Annotated in this window: 23 protein-coding genes; 8 read left to right on the top strand and 15 right to left on the bottom strand. The window is 51.8% G+C overall.

The window, feature by feature from the left end; translation table 11 throughout:
- Window positions 1-100 precede the first annotated feature (100 nt).
- Window positions 101-616: an outer membrane protein OmpX gene (gene ompX, locus J5224_RS11885; RefSeq protein ID WP_264625580.1), complete on the bottom strand. Its 516-nt coding sequence runs from the start codon at window positions 614-616 to the stop codon at window positions 101-103.
- 409 nt (window positions 617-1,025) lie between these two features.
- Here ompX and rhtA point away from each other — a divergent pair, with 409 nt between their 5' ends.
- The 5 genes from rhtA to glnQ all read left to right on the top strand — a co-directional run bounded on the left by rhtA (window position 1,026) and on the right by glnQ (window position 5,262).
- Window positions 1,026-1,907: a threonine/homoserine exporter RhtA gene (gene rhtA / locus J5224_RS11880; RefSeq protein ID WP_264625605.1), complete on the top strand. Its 882-nt coding sequence runs from the start codon at window positions 1,026-1,028 to the stop codon at window positions 1,905-1,907.
- Window positions 1,908-2,248: 341 nt separating this feature from the next.
- Window positions 2,249-2,755 (top strand): DNA starvation/stationary phase protection protein Dps, encoded by a 507-nt coding sequence (gene dps / locus J5224_RS11875; RefSeq protein WP_264625579.1) that lies wholly within the window; start codon window positions 2,249-2,251, stop codon window positions 2,753-2,755.
- 358 nt (window positions 2,756-3,113) lie between these two features.
- Window positions 3,114-3,857: a glutamine ABC transporter substrate-binding protein GlnH gene (gene glnH / locus J5224_RS11870; RefSeq protein WP_264625578.1), complete on the top strand. Its 744-nt coding sequence runs from the start codon at window positions 3,114-3,116 to the stop codon at window positions 3,855-3,857.
- Between the two features lie 26 nt (window positions 3,858-3,883).
- Window positions 3,884-4,543: a glutamine ABC transporter permease GlnP gene (gene glnP, locus J5224_RS11865; protein ID WP_264625577.1), complete on the top strand. Its 660-nt coding sequence runs from the start codon at window positions 3,884-3,886 to the stop codon at window positions 4,541-4,543.
- Window positions 4,540-5,262: a glutamine ABC transporter ATP-binding protein GlnQ gene (gene glnQ, locus J5224_RS11860; RefSeq protein WP_264625576.1), complete on the top strand. Its 723-nt coding sequence runs from the start codon at window positions 4,540-4,542 to the stop codon at window positions 5,260-5,262. The genes glnP and glnQ overlap by 4 nt, the downstream gene beginning before the upstream one ends.
- A 126-nt stretch (window positions 5,263-5,388) precedes the next feature.
- Here the strand turns inward: glnQ and J5224_RS11855 are convergent, their stop codons facing one another.
- The 3 genes from J5224_RS11855 to dinG form a co-directional block, all read right to left on the bottom strand.
- Window positions 5,389-7,263 (bottom strand): M3 family metallopeptidase, encoded by a 1,875-nt coding sequence (locus J5224_RS11855; RefSeq protein WP_264625575.1) that lies wholly within the window; start codon window positions 7,261-7,263, stop codon window positions 5,389-5,391.
- A 159-nt stretch (window positions 7,264-7,422) separates the two neighbouring features.
- Entirely contained in the window at window positions 7,423-8,391 is a 969-nt protein-coding gene (gene ybiB, locus J5224_RS11850; protein WP_264625574.1) for a DNA-binding protein YbiB, read from the bottom strand.
- Window positions 8,392-8,447: 56 nt separating this feature from the next.
- Window positions 8,448-10,547, bottom strand: a complete 2,100-nt coding sequence (dinG, locus tag J5224_RS11845) for an ATP-dependent DNA helicase DinG (RefSeq protein WP_264625573.1) — start codon at window positions 10,545-10,547, stop codon at window positions 8,448-8,450.
- A 130-nt stretch (window positions 10,548-10,677) separates the two neighbouring features.
- On the opposite strand from dinG, the gene J5224_RS11840 reads away from it, so the two are divergent.
- Together J5224_RS11840 and J5224_RS11835 are read left to right on the top strand one after the other, a co-directional pair.
- Window positions 10,678-11,517, top strand: a complete 840-nt coding sequence (locus J5224_RS11840) for an AraC family transcriptional regulator (RefSeq protein ID WP_264625572.1) — start codon at window positions 10,678-10,680, stop codon at window positions 11,515-11,517.
- A 61-nt stretch (window positions 11,518-11,578) separates the two neighbouring features.
- A complete protein-coding gene (locus J5224_RS11835; protein WP_264625571.1) occupies window positions 11,579-12,220 on the top strand; it encodes a LysE family translocator in 642 nt (213 codons plus the stop codon).
- Window positions 12,221-12,483: 263 nt separating this feature from the next.
- Here J5224_RS11835 and bglX read toward each other — a convergent pair whose 3' ends face one another.
- The gene (gene bglX, locus J5224_RS11825) at window positions 12,484-14,814 is read right to left on the bottom strand and encodes a beta-glucosidase BglX (RefSeq protein WP_264625569.1); all 2,331 of its coding nucleotides are present in this window, start codon (window positions 14,812-14,814) and stop codon (window positions 12,484-12,486) included.
- A gap of 252 nt (window positions 14,815-15,066) precedes the next feature.
- Here bglX and J5224_RS11820 point away from each other — a divergent pair, with 252 nt between their 5' ends.
- Window positions 15,067-15,753, top strand: coding sequence for a glutathione S-transferase family protein (locus J5224_RS11820; protein ID WP_264625568.1), 687 nt, complete (start codon window positions 15,067-15,069; stop codon window positions 15,751-15,753).
- A gap of 75 nt (window positions 15,754-15,828) precedes the next feature.
- Here the strand turns inward: J5224_RS11820 and pbpG are convergent, their stop codons facing one another.
- From pbpG to dusC, 10 genes are all read right to left on the bottom strand, one after another.
- Complete coding sequence (pbpG, locus tag J5224_RS11815; protein WP_264625567.1) at window positions 15,829-16,782, bottom strand: D-alanyl-D-alanine endopeptidase; 954 nt, start codon at window positions 16,780-16,782, stop codon at window positions 15,829-15,831.
- 204 nt (window positions 16,783-16,986) lie between these two features.
- Window positions 16,987-18,405, bottom strand: coding sequence for a flavocytochrome c (locus J5224_RS11810; protein ID WP_264625566.1), 1,419 nt, complete (start codon window positions 18,403-18,405; stop codon window positions 16,987-16,989).
- 405 nt (window positions 18,406-18,810) lie between these two features.
- Complete coding sequence (locus J5224_RS11805; RefSeq protein WP_264625565.1) at window positions 18,811-19,164, bottom strand: FMN-binding protein; 354 nt, start codon at window positions 19,162-19,164, stop codon at window positions 18,811-18,813.
- Between the two features lie 74 nt (window positions 19,165-19,238).
- The gene (locus J5224_RS11800) at window positions 19,239-20,657 is read right to left on the bottom strand and encodes a flavocytochrome c (protein ID WP_264625564.1); all 1,419 of its coding nucleotides are present in this window, start codon (window positions 20,655-20,657) and stop codon (window positions 19,239-19,241) included.
- A gap of 341 nt (window positions 20,658-20,998) precedes the next feature.
- On the bottom strand, window positions 20,999-21,538 hold the full coding sequence (cyaB, locus tag J5224_RS11795) for a class IV adenylate cyclase (protein ID WP_264625563.1): 540 nt from the start codon (window positions 21,536-21,538) through the stop codon (window positions 20,999-21,001).
- Between the two features lie 165 nt (window positions 21,539-21,703).
- Window positions 21,704-22,171: a GNAT family N-acetyltransferase gene (locus J5224_RS11790; protein WP_264625562.1), complete on the bottom strand. Its 468-nt coding sequence runs from the start codon at window positions 22,169-22,171 to the stop codon at window positions 21,704-21,706.
- 64 nt (window positions 22,172-22,235) lie between these two features.
- The gene (locus J5224_RS11785; protein ID WP_264625561.1) at window positions 22,236-22,781 is read right to left on the bottom strand and encodes a hypothetical protein; all 546 of its coding nucleotides are present in this window, start codon (window positions 22,779-22,781) and stop codon (window positions 22,236-22,238) included.
- A gap of 10 nt (window positions 22,782-22,791) precedes the next feature.
- Window positions 22,792-23,745 carry a homocysteine S-methyltransferase gene (gene mmuM / locus J5224_RS11780; RefSeq protein WP_264625560.1) on the bottom strand — a complete coding sequence of 318 codons (954 nt, stop codon included), beginning with the start codon at window positions 23,743-23,745 and terminating at the stop codon, window positions 22,792-22,794.
- Entirely contained in the window at window positions 23,735-25,168 is a 1,434-nt protein-coding gene (mmuP, locus tag J5224_RS11775) for an S-methylmethionine permease (protein ID WP_264625559.1), read from the bottom strand. The genes mmuM and mmuP overlap by 11 nt, the downstream gene beginning before the upstream one ends.
- Before the next feature lie 159 nt (window positions 25,169-25,327).
- Window positions 25,328-26,278, bottom strand: coding sequence for a tRNA dihydrouridine(16) synthase DusC (gene dusC, locus J5224_RS11770; RefSeq protein ID WP_264625558.1), 951 nt, complete (start codon window positions 26,276-26,278; stop codon window positions 25,328-25,330).
- Window positions 26,279-26,343 lie beyond the last annotated feature (65 nt).

The following is a 26,343-nucleotide window of genomic DNA, read 5'->3' as shown; positions in this document are numbered from 1 at the left end:
CCTCCGTGCCGTAGACAAAAAAAATCCGCCATAATAATGGCGGATTTTTATAGAGCATCATATTGCGGTTCAGGCTCGATATTCTGACCGCGCGACACGCTTAGAAACGGTAGCCTACGCCAACCGCCCAAGTGCCAACATCGACGCTACGGATACGGCTTTGCTCATAACCAACATCCAGGGCAACGTCCTGAATCGGGTTGAATTGCAGACCTGCACCGTAGGTGAAACCATAATCATCGTTATGGTTGTTGTCAGTACCGTCTGCCGCATTGTAAGTGTATTTACCGTGGCTCAGGCCAATCACGCCATAGACGCTTGCCCAATCATTGATACGGTAAGCCGGACCCGCAGTAAAGCCCATGTATTGGCCTTTATTGTAGTAACCGTCGTTGGACTGGCTGTCTTCCAGGTAGGTGAAGGAGCTGATTACGCCAACCTGGCTGTCGTCAAACTCATAGCGGTATTTAAGGTTAAAACCTTTCGCTTTGTTCACCACGCCCTGGGCATCACCCTGAGCATAACCGGCGGATACGGTGCTTTGGCCGGCGAATGCGGAACCTGCGCTTACTGCAAATACGCAAGCCAGTGCGGAAAGACACGCAAATTTTTTCATATACTGCCTCGAATTCATCTTATGAAAGAAGTTTAAGCAGGATTAATATAACAAAAAAAACCTGATGTGCTGCGCATTAAATATTTATCAAACCGCCTATAGATGTAACAAATATTTTCAATAAACGCATAAGGCTATGATTTTTAATCATTAAAAAACGATGACCACAAAACCAAAATTAATTTCCACCCGGCAGTAAAATACAGAAAAATCTTAATTACGCGTTCAGTTAATATACAGACCGAGATGCATTCCGCACTGCAAATAAATATATCGTAAATAAAAGTCAATTAAAGTAAGCGCAATGCCGACAAATCATTTACAATAGATTAGTGTGGAATACCCCTAATTTATGGGTATTTATTCCCACACCATCGTGACTTCTTCCCTGCTTATCAAGGCCCAAAGGATGACCTTCTCTGCTTTGCGCGGCTCGACGCTGCTGCCGGTTCTTCTTATCGTGATTGCGATGCTTTCCATCCAAAGTGGGGCTGCGTTAGCGAAAAACCTATTTCCTCTGATAGGGGCTCCCGGCGTCACAGCGCTGCGCCTTGGGCTTGGTGCGTTGATTTTATGCCTTGTTTTTAAACCGTGGCGCATGCGTATTCAAGGGAATCGATTGCCGCTGATACTGTACGGCCTGACCCTCGGCGGCATGAACTTTTTGTTTTATCTCTCTATTCGCACGGTTCCACTGGGTGTCGCGGTCGCCCTCGAATTTACCGGCCCGCTCGCTGTAGCCATTTTCTCGTCGCGCCGGGCGCTTGATTTCCTTTGGATTCTTTTGGCACTAACCGGTATGTGGTTTCTCTTACCGCTGGATAACGACATTGCCAACGTCGATATGCAAGGCGCACTCTGTGCCATCGGCGCAGGTGCCTGCTGGGCGTTATATATTGTGTTTGGAAAAAGCGCTGGCGCTAACCATGGTCCGGCGACAGTGGCAATTGGCTCATTGGTTGCGGCCATCGTGTTTTGCCCATTAGGGGCCTATTTTGCAGATACCTCATTGCTCTCCCCTGCCATTCTGCCGCTTGGCATCGCCATTGCCATTCTTTCCACGGCACTGCCCTACTCGCTGGAGATGATGGCACTGACCCGTCTCCCCGCCAAGACCTTCAGCACGTTGATGAGCATGGAACCAGCCATAGCAGCCCTATCCGGGATTCTGTTTCTCGGAGAGCACCTGTTGCTGACGCAATGGTTAGCGCTGTTTTGCATCATCGCCGCTTCCCTCGGCGCGACCCTCACGGCAAAACGAGCACGCATCACCGATAGCACGCAAGGCTGACACACACGCCTTTCTGAATTCAATCGTATTTCTTCTCTTGCAGGCAACCTGCTACCGCAAGAGAAGAACCACTTCAGATATATCGCATCAAGGATGACACCGGTATCTTAATAGGCGCAGGTTAGTACAACAGCCAAATAATTCTCATTTATTATCGTTATTTACTGTAATAATGACGTGCACTTTCTATAATAAAATCAATCAAGAAGACATACACCTGCATAATACAAGGACAATTTCTATAATAGGTATTACCTTGTTATTGTCGGTTTCGAACTCTGCTATAGTTATCTCCATTGAGCAGTCAGATTATTATTTCATTTGTCAGTAGGAGATACCTTATGGCTACGGCTAAATTGGTAAAAGCAGCTGCATCCGACCTCATCTATACACGCAATAATCTGGATGAGCACGTCAAAACGTCTACCATCAAGCTATTGAACAAGTTAGTTGTCGATTTAATCGATTTGTCATTGATCACCAAGCAAGCCCACTGGAACATGCGCGGTGCCAATTTCATCGCCGTACACGAAATGCTGGACGGCTTTCGTACCGCCCTGACTGACCATCTGGATACGTTGGCAGAGCGCGTAGTACAACTGGGTGGCGTTGCACTGGGTACGGTGCAGGTCATTCATAAAGAAACCTCGCTAAAGAGCTATCCGACCAATATTCACAGTGTACAGGATCATCTGAAAGCGCTGGCGGAGCGTTACAGCGTTGTCGCGAATGAAGTGCGCAATGCTATTGCGAAAACAGACGATGAAGACAGTGCGGATATGTTAACAGCAGCTTCTCGCGACTTGGATAAATTCCTGTGGTTTATCGAAGCCAACATCGCAGAATAACTGTGGCATGCTATAAATAGATAACATCAGGCCATCGCGGCATAGCGTTCGTGGTGGCTTACTTTTTCCCTTGTGGTTTATCTATCCTGCCATTCATACATTTTCCTCTTAAAATTCGTACAAAAAGTTAGCTTTTATCCCTTCAAACACAATCAACGGTTGTGTCTCGCAGCATAATCAGTTATTCATAGCGGCGTCCCGTGCCGGAGGCGACGTTTGCGTGCATTGGCGACACTGAATAAAAACAAAGAGTTATAAAATATAACACTCTGTTTCTACAGCTTTTTCCTTAAATACTATTATTAGTAGTGCCTGCTTGAAACAGGCTTCCCACAAACGGCTAATTAGGAAGGATCGGATGAAATCACTACTTAAGGCCTCATTGGCAGCGCTGGCGCTGACCATGAGCGTTTCCAGCTACGCGGCGGACAAGCCTCTCATCGTTGCCACAGACACAGCGTTTGTTCCTTTTGAGTTCAAGCAAGGCGATAAATACGTCGGCTTTGACATCGATCTCTGGGATGCTATCGCGAAAGAGTTGAAACTGGAATACACCCTGAAACCGATGGATTTCGCAGGTATTATTCCTGCCCTGCAAACCCGCAACGTTGATTTGGCGCTGGCTGGGATCACCATTACCGAAGAACGTAAACGCGCCGTCGATTTTTCTGAGGGTTATTACAACAGCGGCTTGCTGGTCATGGTAAAATCAGACAACACCAGCATTCAGGGTGAGCAGGATCTGGCTGGCAAAGTGGTGGCAGTGAAAAGTGGCACCGGTTCGGTTGACTACGCCAAGGCCAACATCAAGACCAAAGAACTGCGCCAGTTCCCGAATATTGACAATGCCTACATGGAGTTAGGTGTCGGTCGTGCCGATGCTGTACTGCATGATACGCCGAATATCCTGTACTTCATCAAAACAGCAGGCAACGGTCAGTTTAAAGCGGTAGGTGATTCCATCAAGGCACAGCAATACGGTGTCGCCTTCCCGAAAGGCAGCGAACTGCGTGAAAAAGTGAATGCAGCACTGCAAACGCTGCGTGACAACGGCACCTATGCTGAAATTTATAAAAAATGGTTCGGCACTGAACCGAAATAATTGCCGTATCAGTCTGGAGAACGTTCATGCAGTTTGATTGGAGTGCCATCTGGCCTTCTCTGCCTCTTCTGTTAGAAGGGGCAAAAATGACCTTGCTGATTTCCGTGCTGGGTCTGCTGGGTGGCTTGGTTATCGGTGTTGTCGCGGGCTTTGCCCGCGTCTACGGGAGTTGGATTTCCAACAAAATCGCGTTGGTGTTTATTGAGATCATCCGCGGTACACCGATTGTTGTACAAGTCATGTTTATTTACTTCGCCTTGCCGATGATCCTGACGTCGGTGCGTATCGATCCCTTTGCGGCTGCGGTGGTCACGATCATGATCAACTCAGGTGCCTATATCGCGGAAATTACGCGCGGGTCGGTATTGTCGATTCACAAAGGGTTTCGTGAGGCGGGTTTGGCACTGGGGTTATCAAAACGCGATACGCTACGCCATGTGATTGCGCCGTTGGCGTTGCGTCGGATGTTACCGCCATTAGGCAACCAATGGATCATCAGCATCAAAGATACCTCGCTGTTCATCGTTATCGGCGTGGCGGAACTGACGCGTTCCGGGCAAGAAATCATTGCGGGTAATTTTCGCGCACTGGAAATCTGGAGTGCGGTTGCAGTGATCTACCTTGTCATTACTTTGGTGCTGAGTTTCGTTTTGCGTCAGTTGGAAAGAAAACTTAAGATTATATGATTGAATTCAAGAACGTTTCTAAACACTTTGGTCAGACAAAGGTGTTGCATGACATCAATCTGAATATCAACCAAGGTGAAGTGGTGGTGATTATCGGCCCCTCCGGTTCCGGTAAGTCTACGCTGCTGCGCTGCATCAACAAGCTGGAAGAAATTACCAGCGGTGAGCTGATTGTCGACGGTCTCAAAGTGAACGATCCTAAAGTTGACGAGCGCCTTATCCGTCAGGAAGCGGGTATGGTGTTTCAGCAATTTTATCTTTTCCCGCATCTGACCGCGTTGGAAAATGTGGCATTTGGCCCGATTCGCGTGCGCGGTGCCAGCAAGGCGGAAGCCGAAAAACTGGCACTGGAGCTGTTGGCGAAAGTGGGTCTGTCGGAACGTGCGCACCACTTTCCCTCCGAGCTTTCTGGTGGTCAACAGCAACGCGTAGCCATTGCACGTGCACTTGCCGTCAAACCCAAACTGATGCTGTTTGATGAGCCAACCTCGGCACTCGATCCAGAATTACGTCACGAAGTACTGACCGTAATGAAAGATCTTGCGGACGAAGGCATGACCATGGTCATCGTTACGCACGAAGTGGGATTTGCTCATAAGGTCGCTTCACGGTTGATTTTTATTGATAAAGGCCGTATCGCCCAAGATGGCGATCCTGAAGAACTGATCACCAACCCTCCCAGTGAGCGGTTGCGTGAGTTCTTGCAGCATGTCTCCTGATGCTGTCCCACTAGGGCCCTAAAAAAGGGGAGCACCTTACCGGGCTCCCCTTTTCTTTGTTACCATCTCTTACGTTACCGCCCGAAATTACTACGCTCCGGCCAGATACGCACCCGGTTTAGAGACTCACGCTATATACGGGTATTCGCGTTCAATGAACGCCGCAAACGCTTCACACATCGCACTATCGCCATCCCGGTTGTCTGCCAATATGCGCGTACCATCGACAATACGAATATGGGCATTCAAATCGGCATCAGCCTCCGGTTGCGGGTGCTGGGCGACATGCTGAATAGCCGCTTGTGCTTGCTGCCACGCCTGCTCAACAGTCAAATTACAGGCTTCGGCCAGATAAGCCGGATTGAACCCTTCCCCGGTCAAACTGCGCAGCGTGTCATCATGGCTGACGCTGTTGCCAGGACGCCAGTAATGCAGTGCCAGATCCGGGCCAATGGCCGGGTTATCTGTAAGATAACCATCGCGCTTAAGAAAGAAATGCCGCGTCTGCTCTACCGCCATCAGCGCCAGCAGATAGCCTTGGTAGGAACAGGCTGATTCCATCGATAACAGATGCGGGATGGCGATGGTAGGTCGAGGGCTACCACCAATACCTAAAATACGCTGCTCAATGTCACGCGCTAATTGTGTAATAGCTGCTGGCGTGCGTGCATCATCATCCATGCTGTAAAGCTGCCATTCAAAGTAAGGCACCAGCAGAATGTGGCGCTCGTTAAAAGCACGCATCGGTTGACGCACAGCAATATCAGCGTTGATCAACGCATCGGAGAGGGCTTCGCCCTGGCGATTCTTCGCATAGCGTTTCAGCCAGTCGGCGTCATGCAGCAGGCTGTCGCAAAACATGGATTGCGTTTCCGCATAAGCCATCGATGTAGGCGGGAACTCCTGTGAGAAACAAGGGGCATTTTGACGAATATTGGCAAAATGCGCCGCATGACCACCTTCATGAAACAAGGTATTGATGCCCATAGCACCGCTGCCCACTTGATCCGGTTTCGCCAGGCTGGTGAAATTGATTTTTGCTGGCAGCCACTGCCCTTCTTGCACAAAGGGAGGAACCGGACCGTGCATAAAACCATTTTCATACTTGCCTTTGCGCACCAGCAAGTCCAGTTGCATCTCTGCACCGTTGAACCCGATGTGCAGCCGCTTAAAGCTGTTAATCCAGCGTTCTAACGAGGCCGAGAAAGGAAAGTAAGGATCCAGTTGACGGGTGACATCCCCTGAACTGGCATAACGAATATTCCACGGTTGCAGCGCACTGTCGCCCTTCTCACTCGCCAGTGCAGCCAGACTGCGTGCATTCGCATCGCGCGTTTGCGCTTCAAAACGGTCGAGGATGGCAAACAACTGCTCTGGGGTCATCCGCTCCGTTTTATTCACTTTATAGTCAAAATAATTGCGATACCCCATCTGCCGGGCAAAACGGTTGCGCAGGGTAATCAGTTCAGGGAAACCATGGTGTAACAACCACTGTTCCACATCGCGCAGAGCCTGTTGTGAACTTTGGCGATAAGACTCATTGTCGTTGGTAGCCTGGTTGGTGAGCAGTTCCCCCAAAGATGCAGAAACGTTGACGCCGTCAGCATTCAGGTGAGTCACTTCATAGCCTTTTCGCCGCGTATAGAGCGCACTTTCCGCAGCGATAATCTCATCCATCAGCGCTTGTGCTTGTGGATCTTCAATCACATTACAATCAAAAAAACGATACCACCCCTGCAAACCATGAAGTAACGCAGCCGCCTGTGCGTCTTGATCCAGGTTTGGCAATGATTCAAGGGCCGAGATATAAGCGCGCAGTTGTTTCAAACGTTCAGGCTCAGCGATGAAGCGTTTATAAGCACGTTCTGCGGCAGAGAATACCTGTGCCGCGCTGTCATCACCAATGCCCATATAGTGTTGCCAAAAACACGCTTCTTTCTCTTGATGCACAGCGAGATAGTCACGATTCAAGGCATTAAAGTAGTCCAAAGCCTGTTGCATACGCATCCTTTTTAACATTGACCCCAGCGTCGTTCAAAACGTCTGTCAGTAAACATCAAGCCGCTTTGCTGCTCTCACTTACCACGAAAGTCAGGCTTAACAAGGCTTTCTTAATCCTACCTTTTGAAATGATGACGTCAGATTATACGTGCAGGCATTTTAGCCAAACCGTTTGCTAATGGTCGCCACCGCCTGTTCCATCGTTGGAGACATCCCACCAGCGACCAGACAGCAAGCAAGTTGCAAACGCAGGGCATAAGGCACCGCAATTTCTCCCGCCAGGCACTGCGCTGTCCAACGCGCAGTCGTCGCTACATCACGGGCAATCGGCAACTTATCCGGTGCCACAACAATATCCTGACGCTGTTGCAGCACTACGCTGTGTTGCCCCTGAATGAAGTGAATTTCAGGGCAGCGTTGTGGATTAGCATAGACCTCACCTTCCGTGCCGTGCATCAGCAACGCTCTGGTATCGATATCAAGGAAAAACTGATTAAGCCGAGTGACGTATTCCGGGTGAGAGACGCTGGTCAAACGCAATGCCTCTTGCTCGCCAAACGGCGTCAACAATTTAGCCAGCGTATGGCTGCTGTTGCGCACGCCCATGCGCCAGCGCAGTTGCAACTGTTTATCCAAGGCGGGACTCAGCGCTGAAATCGGAATAAACACCGGGAACCCCTCATCAATCAATGACTGCGCCGCCTTGGCACTGCTCACGCTTTTCACCCCAAGCGCTTGCAAAATTTCCGCGCTGGTTACCCGCGTTGGGTCATTTTCAACGCCGTGAACCACCACAGGAAAGCCCAATTTAACCAGCAACAACGCCAGCAACGGGGTCAGATTGGGCTGGCGCCGCGCGCCGTTGTAGCTAGGGATGACAATAGGCATAGGGCGACCGTCAGGCGCGTGCAAGCGCAACACCTGCTCACTGGCCGCCTGATAGAAACCACGCAGTTCTGCCTCACCTTCCCCTTTGATTCGCAAGGCAATCAGTACACCACCTAGTTCCAGATCGGGCACATCCCCTTGCAGCATATGACGATATAGCGTGTAGGCAGCATCCTGATCCAAATCACGTGCGTGATTTTTCCCCCGCCCAATCTCTTTGATGATGGTGGTAAAGTCCATGCGTTCCCCCGTGAAAAAGACTGTCGATCTCTTTCAGCAAAAATAGCATGTTTATCTCAGGCTGGCACATCGCGTTGTTCAATGGGAAAAACCGGCAACGCCGCCAGCAGCTGCGCACCGTATCCTTTGGTCAACAAGCGTCTGTCATAGATAACGATTTCACCAAAACAGGTATGGCTGCGGATCAAACGCCCAACCTGCTGGATCAGGTTAAATGAAGCGGCAGGCAGGCTTTGCACTACAAAGGGATGGCGTTTCTGACTTTTTAACCACTCTCCTTCGGTCAGGATCACCGGGCTGTCGATCGGGGGAAAGGCAATCTTGTGAATATGCACTTGCGACAGTAGCTCGCCTTTCAAATCCAGCCCTTCGGCAAAAGATTGCAAACCAACGAGTACGCTGACATCGCCCGCCTCTACGCGTTGGCGGTGCAACGCAATCAAGCGCGAGCGCGGCTGATCCCCTTGCACCAACAGCATTAAGCGCAAATCGGTGACCTGAGAGAGAAACTGCTGCATCGCTCTTTGGCTGGCGAACAACACCAGAATTCCTTTGTGCGCCTGTTGGGCCAATGATTGGCGGAAAAAACGCGCCATTTCGGCAATATGTGGCACCTCATTTTCCAACAAGGGTTCACAGTGCATTTTGGGGATCACCAGCTTGCCTTGCTGACAGTGGTTGAAAGGTGAATCCAGCGTAATAAAACGATCGCCCTCCTCCTCATCCAGACCTGAGAGTTCTTTTAGGCGCTGGTAACTGTTCAGGGAACGTAAGGTCGCGGAGGTCAGCACTACGTGCGAGACATTGCGCCACAGCAGACGGTCGAGCTGGTCACAGACGCGTATTCCCGCACAGTGTAACGATAGCCGCCACTGCCCTTCGCGGTATTCCCGATGCAGCCATTTGGACACCGGCGCATTGGACACTTTCTCCAGCGCGGCCAGATGCCAGAGTTGCGTTTTACTCTCCAGATAGCCCATGGCGCGACTCATACGCAAAAGCGCCTGATGAACCCGCACTACATCGTGCTTGCCAGTTTTCTCGCCGAGATCGTGAGACAGGTATTCGGTTAAGCCACGCAGACCGTCCGTTAGCTTATGCAGCCGCACACACACTTGGCGCATCTCTTCCGGCATCACCCCCATCGGGAAGCGATAGTCACTTTCTTGCCCTTCCCCCTGGAGAAACAGCTCACTCATGGCAACAAAGGCGGCGTTCTGCTCGATCATCTCTTCAATATGCGCCGTCAACCGTTCAGGATTCGTCAGACGTGGCGGCGATTTTGGCGGGAACTGCGCCATACAGGTCGCCACCAGTTGGATCACAGTGTCCATCTGCGCTTTGACATACGCCGGGGTAATGTCCCCTGCCATTTCCAGCGAATCGCGCGCCACATCCGGCACGTGATGCCCTTCATCCAGCACCAACAGCAGATCTTTCGCAGCAGGCAGCACCGAATCGCTTTCCATTGCCGCCATCACCAAGGCATGGTTACTGACCACAACTTCTGTATTTTCAATCTCACGACGGGCGATAAAAAACGGGCAGTCACGGTAATAGTGGCAATTTTTACCCAGGCAGTTGGCTTTATCGGTACTGACCTTGCGCCATAACGCATCGTCGATCGTCAGGCTGTAATGGTCGCGCATCCCATCCCATTCATACCCTTGAAACGCTTTCGCCATCTTGAGACACGCCCCGCGTTCTTCTTTGCTGGCCGGTTCCAGTTCATCACTGAGAAATGCCAGTAAATCCCCTTGCGCGGTCTCGGAGGTCAACGCCGCCAGATTGCGTGGGCAGAGATAACGTGCCCGGCCAAAAGCGGCGGTAAAGGTAAGTTCCGGAATGAATTTTTTCAGCAGAGGCAGGTCTTTGGTGACAATCTGATCCTGCAACGCGATGTTGGCGGTGCTGATCACCAGCGTCTTGCCCTCTGCGCGCGCAATCGCGATACCGGGGATCAGGTAGGACAAGGTTTTGCCCACGCCGGTAGGTGCCTCAATCACTGCGTGACGCGGGTACTCACCCGCCAGGGTTTTCGCCACTTCGGCGATCATCTGTCGCTGTGGAGCCCGGGAGATAAAATCAGGAATATGTTGTTGCAGCGCCTTATACCACTGGTCGATTTGCTGCTTGATGGTGGGGGTGAGCGCCATGCCTTCTCTATGTCTGTCCAATTCTGCGACTATTGTCCCACAGACAGCGGCAAACGTCAGCCGCCATTCCCCTCGACAAACCTGCATGCAGCCAGTAGGGTAAAGTAAATCGTGATAAAGAGTCTTTCCCATGTCGGCGGTGTACCGCGTCAAACAAACCTATTGGTTTTCTCCTCATCTGCCTCAGGTTGAATGCCGTTCGACCTGGCGTAGCAATCAGGGGTATAAAACCCATTCGCACACCCAGCTCTCCCTCGGCCTGGTCGTGGCGGGCAGTACCGTCTGCCACTATCGCGGGGCAGACCATCTGTTACACGCCGGGGATATGGTGTTGATCGACCCGCATGCGCCGCACAGTTGTACCCCACTGCCGGGACAGACCCGCAGCTATCACATGTTTTACTTCGACGCAGCCTGGTGTCGGGCGCTTTTAGCCGAACAGTACGGGCAGCCGGTGGCCGCGATCCATTGCCACCCTGTGCGCGTGCAAGATAACGCCCTGTTTAGCGATGGACTGCAACTGATCAACAGCCTCTATCGCCACGATATAACCCACGCGACACCACAGTTGAACGCGCTGGTATCCACACTGCTATCTCGTTACTGCGCTGCACAGCAGCCACTCGTGGAGCAATCCACCACGCGCTATATGCGCCAGCGTTTGCTCAGCAATTTGCAAACATCGCCGTCGCTGACCACGCTGGCACAGGAGCTGCACCTGCGCCGAGAAACGCTGGTACGACATTTCCGTGAAGATACCGGCATCACGCCCATGGCTTTCCTGAATAATGCGCGCATTGAATATGCAAAAACACTGATTAAGCAAGGCGTACCGCTGGCCGATGCCGGATACCAAAGCGGCTTTAGCGATCAAAGTCATTTTCACAAAATCTTTGTGCTGCACACGGCGGCGACACCGGGGCAATATCAGCAAGCGAGTGAATCTCCGTCCGCCACGATCACTATTTGACAATAATTAGCCCAACAAGCTCACTAGACTTGGCCTCGATTATTTCGTTGAGGTCACTGTTATGGTTATTGATACCCTGTTTCCTGCCCATTTCCCCGCACTCGCCTTGGCACATTTTGTCGCCTTGCTCAGCCCTGGCCCCGACTTCTTCTTGCTGGCGGCCTACGCGCTGCGCCACCGCCTGCGCGGCAGTATCGGAATTTGTATCGGCATCGCGCTGGGCAACGGCGGCTATATCCTGCTAGCCATTATGGGCGGTGCAGCCATTTCGCAAATGCCACAGACTTTTGTTCTGTTGCAACTCGCCGGGGCGCTATATCTGCTGTGGATCGGCTCACAGCTGGTGCGCAGCTCGGCACGCACCACCGCGCTAGCAGTCACAGAGGCGCAGCGCGTGCCGTCACTGGCACATCAGTTGCTGCTCGGTCTGGGTTCTTCGTTGCTTAACCCCAAAAATATGCTGTTTTATATCAGCCTGATGGCCAGTATTCTTGGCCCATCCGTCACGCTGACACAACAAGCCGTCAGCGGCGGGTGGATGTTCAGTGTGGTATTACTGTGGGATATCGCATTGGCAGCGATGATAGGGCAACAGCGGATACAGCAGACGTTGCAACGCTACCTTTATCTGATTGAACGTGGCGCAGGCGCTATATTGATGCTGTTTGGCGGTTATCTGTTGCTGGCGTTATGGCTGGACTGACACCGTTAATCGCGCAGGCCGCTTGTTTCATACGCGATAGGCTTTATAATTTATGGCGATTAACAAAAGGATAACTTTATGAACCTCGGCAAAATCGCCATGATCGGCGTGTTCTCATTGATGACGTTAGGCGGGATTAGCGGTCTGATGCTGGTCGGTTATATCATTCTGGTTCACGGCGGTTGATGCCACCGCACCCGCGATGCCGCTATAGTGAAGGCGATCCCCGGCATAAGCCGAGGATCGTTGGTGCGCGATAGGTGTTAGAGCAGCGTAAAGCTCTGCTGTTTCACACGTTGTGAATCCAGACCAATAAATACCTCAAACTTGCCCGGTTCGACAACCTGCTGCATTTGCGCATTGTAGAACTTCAGGTCCTCTTCCGTGATGGTGAAGCTGATAACGCGGCTTTCACCCGGTTGCAGCATCACTTTCTCATAGCCACGCAGTTCCTTGACCGGACGACTGATAGACGCGACGACATCGTGCAAGTAGAGCTGCACCACGGTTTCGCCTGCGCGCTTACCGGTGTTGGTGACCGTTACGCTCGCGTTCACGCTGCCGTTACGTTTCATCAGCGGACTGGACATGCTTACGTCCGACACGCTGAAGGTGGTGTAACTCAAGCCGTAGCCAAACGGATACAGTGGGCCATTGGCTTCGTCATAGTAATGCGAGGTGTACTTGCCGGGATTTTCCGGCGTATACGGACGACCAGAGGGCAAGTGGTTGTAATAAATTGGGATTTGACCAACAGAACGTGGGAAGGACATCGGCAACTTGCCTGACGGGTTATAATCTCCGAACAGCACATCGGCGATTGCATTGCCCCCTTCCGTACCGCTAAACCAGGTTTCCAGCAGCGCGTCCGCTTGCTGATCTTCGCGCACCAACGCCAGTGGGCGACCGTTCATCAACACCAGCACCAACGGCTTGCCGGTGGCTTTGAGCGCGGCGATAAGATCGCGCTGGCTCTGGGGTAAATCAATGTTGGAACGGCTGGAAGCTTCATGGGCCATACCGGCCGCTTCACCGACGACCGCAACCACCACATCAGATTTCTTCGCCACCGCCACCGCTTCATCAATCATCGCTTGCGGTGAACGCGGGTCAACCTGCACCGCATCTTCATATTGGTTCAGGAAATCGATAATGCCTTTGTGATTACTGACATTCGCGCCTTTGGCATAGAATACCGTTGCGTCATTACCCACTGCCGTGCGAATGCCGCGGTATACGGTCACCGTTTGGCGCGCCAGCCCGGCCGCGGACCAACTGCCCATGGTATCGCGCTTACTGTCCGCCAACGGCCCCACCACCGCAATCACGCCCGATTTTTTCAGCGGCAGAATGTTGAGGCGGTTTTTCAGCAATACCAGGCTGCGCTTAGCAACGTCACGCGCTTCGGCACGGTGTAAGCGGCTTTCCGCATTGGTGTCCACCGGATCGCTGCTGGCAGCGCCCAGCATACGGTAAGGATCGGCAAACAGTCCCATGTCGTACTTCACGTTCAGTACCTGGCGGCAAGCCTCATCCAGTTCTTGCATGGTGATAGCACCGCTTTTCACCAACTCAGGCAGGTACTTCACAAAGTACTCATCACTCATGCTCATCGCGATGCCGGATTTCAGAGCAATGCGCGACGCATCACGTGGATCGCTCGCCACACCGTGTTTCATCAGTTCTTTAATTGCGCCGTGATCGGTGATGGTAATCCCCTGGAATTTCCACTGATCGCGCAGTAAATCTTTCAACAACCAGCGGTTTGCGGTTGCAGGCACACCGTTGATGGAGTTCAAGGCAACCATCACGCCACCACTGCCTGCATCAATCGCTGCTTTATACGGCGGTAAGTAATCCTGAAACATGCGCTGGGGACTCATGTCCACGGTGTTGTAATCGCGTCCGCCTTCTACCGCGCCATAGAGGGCAAAGTGTTTGACGCTGGTCATCAGTGAATGTCGGTCAGTCGGTGCTTCTCCCTGAAACGCTTTCACCACCGCGCGGGCAATTTGGCTGGTCAACCAGGTGTCTTCGCCAAAGCCTTCCGATACCCGTCCCCAACGCGGGTCGCGGGTGATATCCACCATCGGCGCCCAGGTCATGTTTAGCCCATCTTCGGTGGCTTCATAAGCGGAGACACGGGCGCTTTTGGCGATGTTGTTCATGTCCCAGGAAGAGGCTAATCCCAGCGCGATCGGGAAAATGGTTCGATGACCGTGCACCACATCATAGGCAAAGAACAGCGGAATTTTCAGGCGACTCAGTTCCATCACCTGATCCTGCATCGCTCGAATGTCCTGACGCGTTACCGTGTTGAAAATCGCGCCCACCTGCCCGTCTCTGATCATCTCGCGGATCACGTGTTTCGGGTTATCGGTTCCCACACTGATCAGGCGTAACTGCCCAATTTTTTCGTCGGTGGTCATTTTACGCAGCAGATCGGAGACAAAGGCATCACGCTGCGCCTGATGGGCCGCATTGTTTTGTGCAGCATTACTTTGTGCTGCAACAGGTGCAGTATTGGTCAGTTGCGCACCGGCCGGGGAGCAGGCCAGGCCAATCGCAATCGTCAAAGAGGTAAGCCATTTCATTCGTTATTCTAGCCCAAGCATGCCGCACTCCACGTCATCGGGGAGCGCCTGTGAGGTTTGAAAATGACGTCAGTAACGTCGTCAAAATGTCCAGCGCGTAATCATAATGTATTTGTTCTGATTGTCTTTAGTAAAAACTGAAAGAATTACGCAATCCTGCGCCATCTCTCATCTGCCGCGTGTCATTATGCGCATTTCATGATACTCCTACTGATATCGCCCACCGCTCAACTGCCTGGAGCCTCACTACCGATGTATCAACTGCATATCGCCAATAAAAACTATTCGTCTTGGTCACTGCGCCCTTGGGTATTGATGACCGCACTGGATATTCCTTTCACCGAACAGCTGACGCCGTTTAGCGCAGGCGCGGTGCAAACCGCCTTCAAAGCCTTTTCCCCGACGGCAAAAGTGCCCTGTTTGGTCGATGATAATCAGGTGGTGTGGGATTCACTGGCTATCATTGAATATCTGGCTGAACGCCATCGCGGCGTGTGGCCCGAAGAGAATACGGCCCGCACCTGGGCCCGCTGTGCGTCAGCGGAAATGCACTCGGGGTTTACCGCGTTGCGCAACCAGTGTGCAATGAGCTGTGGTGTACGCGTAGCGTTACCGGAACTGTCAGCGGCATTACGCAATGAGTTAGCCCGCCTTGATGTACTCTGGACGGAAGGCCTTACGCGTTTTGGCGGGCCGTTTTTAGCAGGAAATACCTTCAGCGCTGTGGATGCCTTTTTCGCACCGGTGGTATTTCGCATTCAAACGTATAATTTGCCGGTTTCATCAACCGTGCAGACCTACTGCCAACATCTGTTAGGGCAACCTGCGATGCAACGTTGGTACACCAGCGCGTTGGCTGAAACCTGGCGCGAACCGGCGCACGAAGATGAAGTCACCAATAACGGCACGCGTGTGGTGGTAGAGGATTTTCGCGCCTGACGACGGCGAAGACGTTAACCCCGCCAGAGAAACTCTCTGCCGGGGTTTGTGACAAAGCAGCAGCGTTAAAACGCGTTATTCAGTATCCGTTGCAACGCGCGCCACTTGACCCGATGCGCGTGAGGCGAGCGCTTTTTGCTTTTTATAGCTTAACGCGGCATCCGGTACTGCGGTTACCTGCCCGGTTTCCATCCAACGACGCAGACGGTTGGCATCCGCAAAGTGGGTGTATTTGCCGAAGGCGTCCAGCACGACCAGCGCTACCGGTTTCTGATTGATCACTGTGCGCATGACCAGACAATGGCCCGCCTGATTAGTAAACCCGGTTTTGGTCAACTGAATATTCCAGTCATTTTTGTAAACCAAATGATTGGTATTGCGAAACGGCAGGCTATAGCTCGGATTGGTGAAGGTAGCGGTTTTCTCCTGCGTGGTGCTCAGTTGACTCAGCAGCGGATATTGCTTGCTGGCAATCAGCAATTTGACCAGATCGCGCGCAGTAGAGACGTTGTTAATCGATAGCCCCGTCGGCTCAACATAGCGGGTGTGCGTCATGCCCAACGCTTTGGCCTTGGCATTCATCGCGGCAATAAATGCCTGATAGCCCCCCGGATAGTGATGTGCCAGGCTGGCAGCGGCGCGGTTTTCGGAGGACATCAGGGCCAGCAGCAGCATGTCGCGGCGACTGATCTGGCTGTTCAAACGTACGCGAGAATAAACCCCCTTCATTTCCGGTGTGTGGCTGATATCCACCGAGATAACTTCATCCAGCGGCAAATTTGCATCCAGCACCACCAACGCGGTCATCAGTTTGGTGACAGAAGCAATAGGTACCACGACATCCGGGTTAGCGGAATAAAGCACTTTATTATCACGCAGATCGACCACCATCGCGCTGCCTGAAGCGATCTCCTGATGTGTACTGGCAATGGCTGGCGCAGCCGTTTTCGCCAATACGGAGGGGGTGAATGTCATGTGCGCGGACAGCAACAGCAATGCAAGCAGAGAAAACTTATGTTTTTTAATCATTATTCAACGTCTTAAATAAATAACGGTTACGGTATTGGTAACAACCCGGGCATTATAAGTTAGCGCTCGCCACTACGCACTGCGCAGCAGAAAAAGCTTTTGTGACAAAGTTTAACAGCGATTATTTTTCCTACTTAGGCGCCGAACGCAAGCACACACAATAACGCCTGTGAACGGAGTCACAGGCGCTGCGTTGAGTGATGCTTATTTACCGGCTTTAATTTCTTTTACGGCTTCATCAGCACCGATACGACCAAAGGTCACGATATCTGCCAGGGAGTTACCGCCCAGGCGATTGGCACCGTGTACCCCACCTGCCGCTTCACCCGCAGCGAACAGGTTCGGGATCACCTTGCCTTGGTTATCGACCACCTGCGCTTTGGTATTGATGGCGATACCACCCATGGTATGGTGGATGCCCGGGGTCACTTCAATGGCATAATATTTCCCGGTATCCAACGCTTGCTTAAAGCTTTCGCGACCAAACTCAGTGTCTTTTTTGGCTTTGGCATAGCCCGTATAAGCGGAGAGCGTGGCAGAGAGCTGTTTAGGATCCATCTTGATGGCGGTGGCAAGCGCCTCAACAGAATCACCTTCAAACACCAGTTTCTGTTTAAAATAGGTGTCAATGGTTTTATTCTGTTTAACCAGCGCGTCATTAAATATTACATAAGCATGGGCGTTGGGTTGTTTTAAAATACTTTGCGAGACCACATCACGCGTCAGCAGTTCATTAATAAAACGCTTCCCTTGTTCATTGACTAAAATAGCACCATCACCGCGAACCCCTTCCGTGATCAAAATACCTTTTCCGGGAACGGTGGTTGGGTGAATCTGGATATATTCCATGTCCACCAGCTTGGCGTTAATACTTTCCGCCATTTTAACCCCTTCCCCTAACGAGCCTGGCGCATTCGTTGTTTTAAAACCGACCAGTTTGGGATCGTAGTGTTTAATCATGTCAAAGTTGGCGCCAAAGCCACCGGCAGTGATCATGACCTTCTTGGCATCAATGGTGTAAACGTTACCCTCTTTGCCTTTAGCTTTAATTCCCGTTACTTCACCTTTATCGTTTTTGATAATTTCCGTCGCGGAGGTACGCGTACGCATATCGATATTAAGCGCTTTGACTTTCTTGATCAGCGCCGTAGCAATGAAGCTGCCAGCAGGTTCCCCACCCACAGGCCGGTGAATGCGGTCGACGCTGGCGCCGCCCGCTCGCGACACATCAGCCAGTTCAGCACCATTGATTTTCAAAAATTCAATGGAGTCTTTCGCCTGCTCTGAAAGGATACGGACCAATTCAGGGTTATTAATGTTCCGCCCTCCTTTCATCGTATCTTTAAAGAACAGTTCAGGATTGTCTTCAATGCCTTTGGCTTTTTGATAAGGTGTTCCCGCCGCGTTTAAACCGCCTTCTGCGCGCGCGGTATTTCCCCCGGCAAACGGCATTTTTTCCAGAAGAATAACGTTAACACCCTGGTTGTGTGCTTCAATAGCGGCGGACATGCCCGCCCCACCGGCACCAATGATGACCAGATCGGTAGATTCCCGGTTTTCACTTTGTGCCATAGAAGAAAAAGCGAGTGCCAGCGCACTGAATAACAGTACCTTTCTTTTCATGATATATTCCTTTATTCAATAATATTGTCACAATATATTCACAGCAAATTGCACTATCATGGTTTTTAATCATGGTCTACGACGTGCAACGGCGCTGCTTTTTAAAATAATACACCCTTAGAAAAATAATTATTTTAACTCGATCATGAAATGATAACGCCTCGGCGTTTTTCTCTGCCGATAAATCATACGCCAGCATAATTAAACACGTTTGTTATCAATATTCCGCATGATATCAACATAATGAAAGCATTCAGTGATAACTATTATTCAATGGTAAAAATATTCACGTCGACATTATCGATGAAAGAGCGTAAATAGCCTTGGCATTTATAATAAAGAGAAATAAATAGTGTGGGCGATAATAACGCCTGTGACATCGGCCACAGGCGTCTATCTATCCAATTAGGATTTCGCTTGTGCCAGCGCCTGTTTTGCTGCTTCCAGTACGCCAGTGCTGGACATGGTGGCACCCGTTACCGCATCAATACCGTCTGCCGTTTGTTTTTCCACAATTTCCGGCACGATATTATCAATAACACCGAGCATCAGCGCTTCTGTGTCCTCGTGTTTTACCACTTCCACATTGGCAATTTTGCCTTCGCTGACTTTCACCGAAACTTCGATCTCCCCTTCTTTACCCTGCGCTTTGCCGGTGTAGGTACCGTCTTTATACGTTTGGGCAGCCTGAACGCCGGCTGAGGCAACAAACAACAAGGCAGCAGCAGCCACCAACGATGGAACGGTTTTTTTCATCATTTTCTCGCTTTCTCTGGTTTTGTGATAACAGCAACGCCGCTGCTCACGAAGCGGCGTCCCCTGAATACAATGACTTATTTTCCTGCTTTGATTTCTTTCACCGCTTCATCGGCACCGATGCGGCCAAAGGTAACAATATCCGCCAGTGAGTTACCGCCCAAGCGGTTAGCACCGTGAACCCCACCTGCGGCTTCACCCGCAGCAAACAGGTTCGGAATGACTTTCCCGTCTTTGTTGACCACTTGCGCTTTGGTGTTGATGGCAATACCGCCCATGGTGTGGTGGATGCCCGGCGTGACTTCAATGGCGTAATATTTACCGGTATCCAGCGCTTGTTTAAAGCTGTCACGCCCGAACTCGGTATCCTTGTTGGCTTTTGCATAGCTGGTGTAGGTTTTCAGGGTTAACGGCAACTGTTTGCTATCAACCTTGATGGCAGTAGCCAATGCTTCCGGTGTATCACCTTCAGCCACCAGTTTTTGCTTGAAGTAGCTGTTGATGGTCTTGTTTTGTTTTACCAAATCATCGTTAAAGATCAGATAAGCGTGAGCACCCGGCTGTTTCAGGATACTTTGAGAAACCACATCACGCGTCTGCAATTCGTTGATAAAACGTTTGCCCTCTTCATTGATCAAAATCGCACCGTCGCCACGCACCGCTTCGGTGATCAGGATCCCTTTACCCGGCACGGTGCTGGGGTGAATCTGGATATATTCCATATCCACCAGCTTGGCGTTGATTTTCTCCGCCATCTTCACCCCTTCGCCCAGTGACCCCGGCGCATTGGTGGTTTTGAAATTGGCGAGTTTCGGGTCGTATTGCTTGATCATGTCAAAGTTGGCACCAAATCCCCCTGACGTAATCATCACTTTTTTGGCATTGAGCGCAAATTCTTTGCCATCTTTGCCTTTCGCTTTAATACCGGTGACTTCGCCCTTGTCATTTTGCACAATTTCAGTGGCGGACGTATTGGTGCGCAGATCGATATTCAGCGCTTTTACTTTTTTGATTAACGCGGTTGCAATGAAGCTACCGGCCGGTTCGCCTCCGGCAGGTCTGTGGGTACGATCCACGCTGGCACCGCCAGTACGGGTTAAATCTGCTAACTCAGCGCCGTTATCCTTCAAAAATTGCACAGAGTCTTTTGCACGTTCAGACAGCGTGCGCACCAGATCGGGGTTGTTGATGTTGCGGCCGCCTTTCATAGTGTCCTGGAAGAATAGCTCCGGGCTGTCCTGAATGCCCTTGGCTTTTTGATAAGAAGTGCCCGCGGCGTTCAACCCAGCCTCAGCACGCGCCGTGTTGCCACCGGCAAACGGCATTTTTTCCAACAGGATAACTTTTGCACCCTGGTTATGTGCCTCAATGGCCGCAGACATGCCAGCGCCACCCGCACCGATGATCACCAGATCGGTAGACTCGGGCGTCTCACTTTGCGCCATGGAAGAAAAAGCGAGTGCCAGCGCACTGAATAACAGCACCTTTTTTTTCATAATTCGGTTCCTTTATTCTGTTATTTTGCAGGATGAAACAAACACGATTGATTTTTTTACTTACAAAAGCTGGTAATATAATATTTACTGCCTGCCACACTTATCACCGATATCTCAAAAATCAATTCGCCCCAGAACATCCTTATACAAAGCGTTAAAGTTTTCACAACATAATTCACACCGTGCGGCCCCATCATGGATTTTAATCATGGTGTACGACGTGCCACGACGGTGCTTATTCAGATACTACGCTGATAACAGAATAATTATTTTAACTCGATCATAGAATGATAAATCCTTTTGCCAATTCTATGCATCGAGTTTAATCCAGGTTGACAGTCTCAAAAGCCCAATAATTGACGATATGAGCGAGGCTCTTTATTTTCCATATCCAGCCCCAAACGCAGCGCACACTGCACGCAGGCCTCTTCCAGGTCCTGCAATGCGGCCTCGTCATCAGTCATGACCGATATTTCCACGTAGTGTCCCAGCATAGCGATATAGTCGAGTGTGATATGGAACTGTTCGAGGAAATAGATACTGCGGGTTTTATTTACGTGATGAATAGGAATATAGCCTAACGTGTGTAACATGCTGTCTGCTTTTTCAACCGATTCGATATTAACAGCCTCGCAACGCCTTTCTTCTGGACCTTTAACAATCCATAATTTAATTCCAGAAGGCGACATAGACCGTAACACCATACTCATATTTCTTTTCTGTAACGAGGCGAGCGGATCATCGTAATAAATATCATATTCATTATTCTCAAACACAAAAGCTTCTGGATGAAGACTTAATAACGTGTCACGAAACTCGCTAATATCCTTAATCTTGAATTTCAGCTCGATCTCATATTTCCCCAAAAAGTGTGTCGTCATGACTCTTCTCCACGTCCGGTGAACGACGAGGCCGCCCGCGCTGCCAAAAGCCCTTCATGGCATTGCTTGCGGCTGTCCCTTTGGATAAAACACTGCCTGTATATCCGCTACTATGTCAAACCTACCACAGATAATAGACTTCATCACATAGTCTGCCAGCATGTTTCACTTTCCGAGCGATAAACACATCACAGTGACACTTTCGCCTGCCACCTGACGTTGCTCTAACGGTTGCCACCCCATTCGGGCATAGAGTGCCTGCTTGTCGGGCGTATACAAATACAGCATCTCGATACCCTGCTGCAGGCAGCGCGCCACGCAGGCATTCACCAGCGCCGTAGCCCACCCTTTGCCACGCTGCGACGGGGCAGTGACCACTTCTCCCAGCCAGTATTCTCGTTCTGGGCAATCGTCCAGTTCATAGCGAATGATACTGGCGGTAGCAACCGCATGGTCATCGTGAGCAAACATACCCAGTGAGAACGCACGATCGGGCGCCACGCCGCGCTGGCGTAGCGAGAATTCAATGGCTGACGTATTCGACCAACGGGGAAACGCCGACCATTCGGCGTAGAGCAATGCGGCAACAGCTGCAATGCGCGCGGGGTTATCATGCAGATCGTGGATGTCCATAAACACGCTACCAACGGCCAGAGAAAATCTGACCTTATCGCGATACCACGCGCAGAGGCAAGCGTTAGGGGGACTCGTTGGCAGTGGTATTAACAATAAATACCGATAAATAGCCCAGATGGTGCATAAATTCGCGCAAAATCAACAAACGGGCCGTGAATGCGTTGTCCAGCGGAATGGCTTCCCAACTGGCGGGACGACCGAGCATCACCTGTTCGAAACGCTTAAACAATCGCTCGATATCGTCCTGTTCAATGTACCAACCGTGCGCATTGGCCGACACACCGGTTGCCTCAGCCAATGACGCCAATGCCGGATCGTACAGATAAAGGGGGTGTTGCGTATCCACCTGATGGCGAATGCGTGTGACCTCATCCTCTACGGTCATGATTGCCCGTTCCATGTCGTCTGGTGTCGGGGGCAGATGGTGAAAATAAGCCGCGGCGGTTTTCTCATACCCTAATGCCAGCCGTAGCGCTGCGGCATCCGGCGACGACACGACAACGGTTTGCTCAGCAGCAATATCCAGAAAGGTGATGGGTAAGGTGAGCCCCAATGTGTCACACAGTTGGCGATAGGCACGACGAGCGCTTTCAGTCCCGTTGGTCATGATGTCTCCTTCAATAATGATGCGACTCATGCTGGCACGCATGAGAAATAGCGGCAATATCCTGCGGCGTGGTACGACAGCACCCACCAATCAGGCGCGCACCCGCAGCTCTCCAGTCGGGTACATGCGCGGTCAACGAGCACGCCTGCTCCCCGGTTGCGCTCCAACGTTTGGCGTTGGCATCATAATGCTCGCCGGAATTAGGATAGACAACCAGCGGCAACGCTGTCAGTGAGGATAAATGCGCTAACGCCGCCGTCGCACTTTCCAATGCGACACAGTTTATGCCCATCGCGACAACTTGCGGGTGGTTATCCAGCAGCGCCACAACGTCACACAGCGGCGAGCCATCGCTGATGTGCTGCTCATCACGCAGCGTAAATGAAAACCAGGCAGTAACAGTGGGAAACTCGCGCAACAACTGCAACAGGGCCGCCAGCTCCGGCAACGAGGGTTGGGTTTCGCACGCCAGCACGTCAACGCCCGCGTCGACCAACGCCGCGATACGTGGCCGGTGGAATGCCATCATCTCTTCCTGTGGCAGATGATAATCGCCACGATATTCAGCCCCATTCGCCAGAAAAGCGCCATACGGCCCTACGGAGCCCGCCACTAACAGTGCTCCCGTATCGGGATGCGCCGCGCAATAATCTTCACGGGCACGCACCGCCAGCTCGACGCTGCGCGCGATCAGCGCTAGCGAGTCTGCTTCGCTCAGTCCACGCGCCACAAAACCCTGTGGCGTCGCCTGATAGCTGGCGGTGATAGCACATTGCGCCCCGGCAGCAAAATAGTCGTAATGCACCTGATAAATTAGCTCGGGCGCTTCCATCAGCACTTTCGCCGACCAGAGCGGATCGCACAAATCACAGCCGCGTGCTTCCAGCTCGGTAGCCAGCGCACCATCCAGGATCACCACGGGTGACTGTTCCAGCAGCGCAGCAAGGGGATTCTCAGGTAACATTATCCAACTCCTCAGGTAATTGACGTGTCTGTTGCCGCTGCGTGAAATAATAAGCGGCATAGCACACAGCCACAAAAGGCAATCCGCACCACAAGGCAATTCGCTGCGTGGGATCGAATGCCAGCCCAACACAGGCTAGCAGGCAAAGTAAAAAGCCAGCAATGGGGGTAAAAGGAAACCAGGGTGCGCGGTAGTTGAGCTCCGACAGTGAACGCCCGGAACGCAGATGGTGACGACGAAAAGCAATATGAGACGCACAAATGCTGAGCCATACGGCAACCACGGCAAACCCGGAGATGGCAGAAAGCGCCACGTACACCGTATCGGGCGCAACAACACTTGACGCCAGCGCCAACAACCCACCCAACATACTGACCGAGATCGCTATCAGTGGAATGCCGCGTTGCGTAAGACGGGAAAAACAGGCAGGCAGCGTCTTCTCATTTGAAAGTGACCACAGCATACGCCCCGAGGCATAAAGGCCGGAATTAGCCGCAGATAAAATAGCCGTCAGAATGACAAAGTTAAAAATATCCGCCGCATACGGAATACCAATGCGCTCAAATACCTGTACAAACGGGCTTTTGACAATCCCCGCCTGTTCCATCGGAATCAAGGCCGCCAGCACCAGCACGGTGCCAATAAAAAACACAATCAAGCGCACAACGGTGGTACGAATCGCTAATGGCACCACTTTATGCGGGTTCTCGGTTTCCCCGGCGGCGATACCAATCAACTCAGTGCCGGAAAAGGCAAAATTAACCGCAACCATGGTCATCAGAATGGGCAAGCCACCGAAGGGGAACCAACCGTGTGCAGTGAGGTTGGTCAACAGCGGCGCAGGTGCGCCATCGTTGAGCGGAATGATGCCGATCATCGCCCCAGCCCCCAGAATAATGAAGGCCAGAATGGTAATCACTTTAATCACCGAGAACCAGAATTCGCCCTCGGCAAAAAAACGCGCGGAAATCACATTCAGGACAAAAATCAAGACGCAAAACACCAGACACCACACCCAGACGGGGACGGAGGGAAACCAGTATTGCATGCAAAAGCCCGCCGCCGTCAGGCTTGAGCCTAATGCCACTGTCCAGGTCAACCAATAGAGCCAGGCAACGGTGTAGCCAGTCGCCGGGCTAAGGTAGCGTGATGCATAAACGTGAAACGCCCCGGTTTCCGGCATCGCCACCGACAATTCCCCCAGTGATAGCATCACCAGATACACCACCACCGCACCAATCAGATAGGCTAGCAGCGTGCCCGCAGCACCCGTGGTGGAAATAATATAGCCGGTGTTAAAAAACAGCCCAGTGCCAATGACGCCGCCCAATGACAGCATGATGAGGTGACGCGCCTTCATTGCACGTTTAAAGGTACCTGATTGCGCAGGGATTTCCTGAGTGGGTGTTCTGTACTGCTGCATGCGTTCCCTTATACGTATAGACGTCTACACTTCCAAAGTGTGTCGTGTTATACCGCTCCGTCGAGAGGAAAGCAATTGAATATCCGTAAACTGATTGAGATACGGAGAAAAAACCAGCAGCGAGGTGATGAAAACAATCAACACTCGCTGAAGAGCAAGTTAACCATCATCGCAGCAGACCAACGCGGAGATGGTGCGCGCAATGGCCTCCGACGTGGTCAGGGTTCGAATCTGGCGAAACAGATCGTCGGCTTCAACATAGGCTTTGCGTAAATAACCGAGCCACTGTTTAATGCGCGCCACGTGATACATGCCAGTGTCCCCCTGCTTCTCAAGCTGGGTGTAGCGCTGCAACAACGCGACCACCTCAGGCCAGGCCAGCGGCGATGCATTGTATTTAATCACTTTACTCAGGTTGGGCACGTTAAGCGCGCCGCGCCCAATCATAATGTCCTGACACCCGGTAACCGCAATGCAGTCCTGAGCGCTTTGCCAGTCCCAGACTTCGCCGTTCGCCACCACCGGGATCGATAAACGCTTGCGGATTTCACCAATCGCCGCCCAGTTAATGCGCTCCGCTTTGTATCCGTCTTCTTTGGTGCGCCCATGCACCACCAGCTCGGTAGCGCCCGCTTGCTGAACCGCATCTGCAATTTCAAATTGACGATCGCCCGAATCCCAGCCTAAACGGATTTTCACCGTCACCGGGAGATGGCGTGGCACCGCCTCGCGCATGGCCTTCGCTCCCTGATAAATCAACTCAGGATCTTTCAGCAACGTGGCACCGCCGCCGCTGCCATTCACCAGTTTTGACGGGCAGCCGCAATTGAGGTCAACGCCGTAGGAGCCGAGTGCCACTGCGCGCGCCGCGTTCTCCGCCAGCCATTGCGGGTACTGTCCCAACAATTGAATGCGCACCTGCGTGCCGGAGGGCGTCCGGCTGGCGTGCTGCAATTCAGGGCAAAGGCGGTAGAAGGATTTGACAGGCAGCAGCGTATCTACCACACGTAAAAACTCGGTGATACACAGATCGTACTCATTGATGTCGGTCAGCAGTTCCCGCACTAGGGCATCGAGAACGCCTTCCATAGGCGCAAGAAGGATACGCATAACGCTATTGAGCTCATCAGGACGCCGCACGGCGCTCCGGTTAAATCAGCCCGCCATGGTACTGA

This window comes from Candidatus Symbiopectobacterium sp. NZEC135 (genome assembly GCF_025962695.1).
Note: the sequence above shows the minus strand (reverse complement) of the source record. Positions and strands in the feature narration are given on the sequence as shown.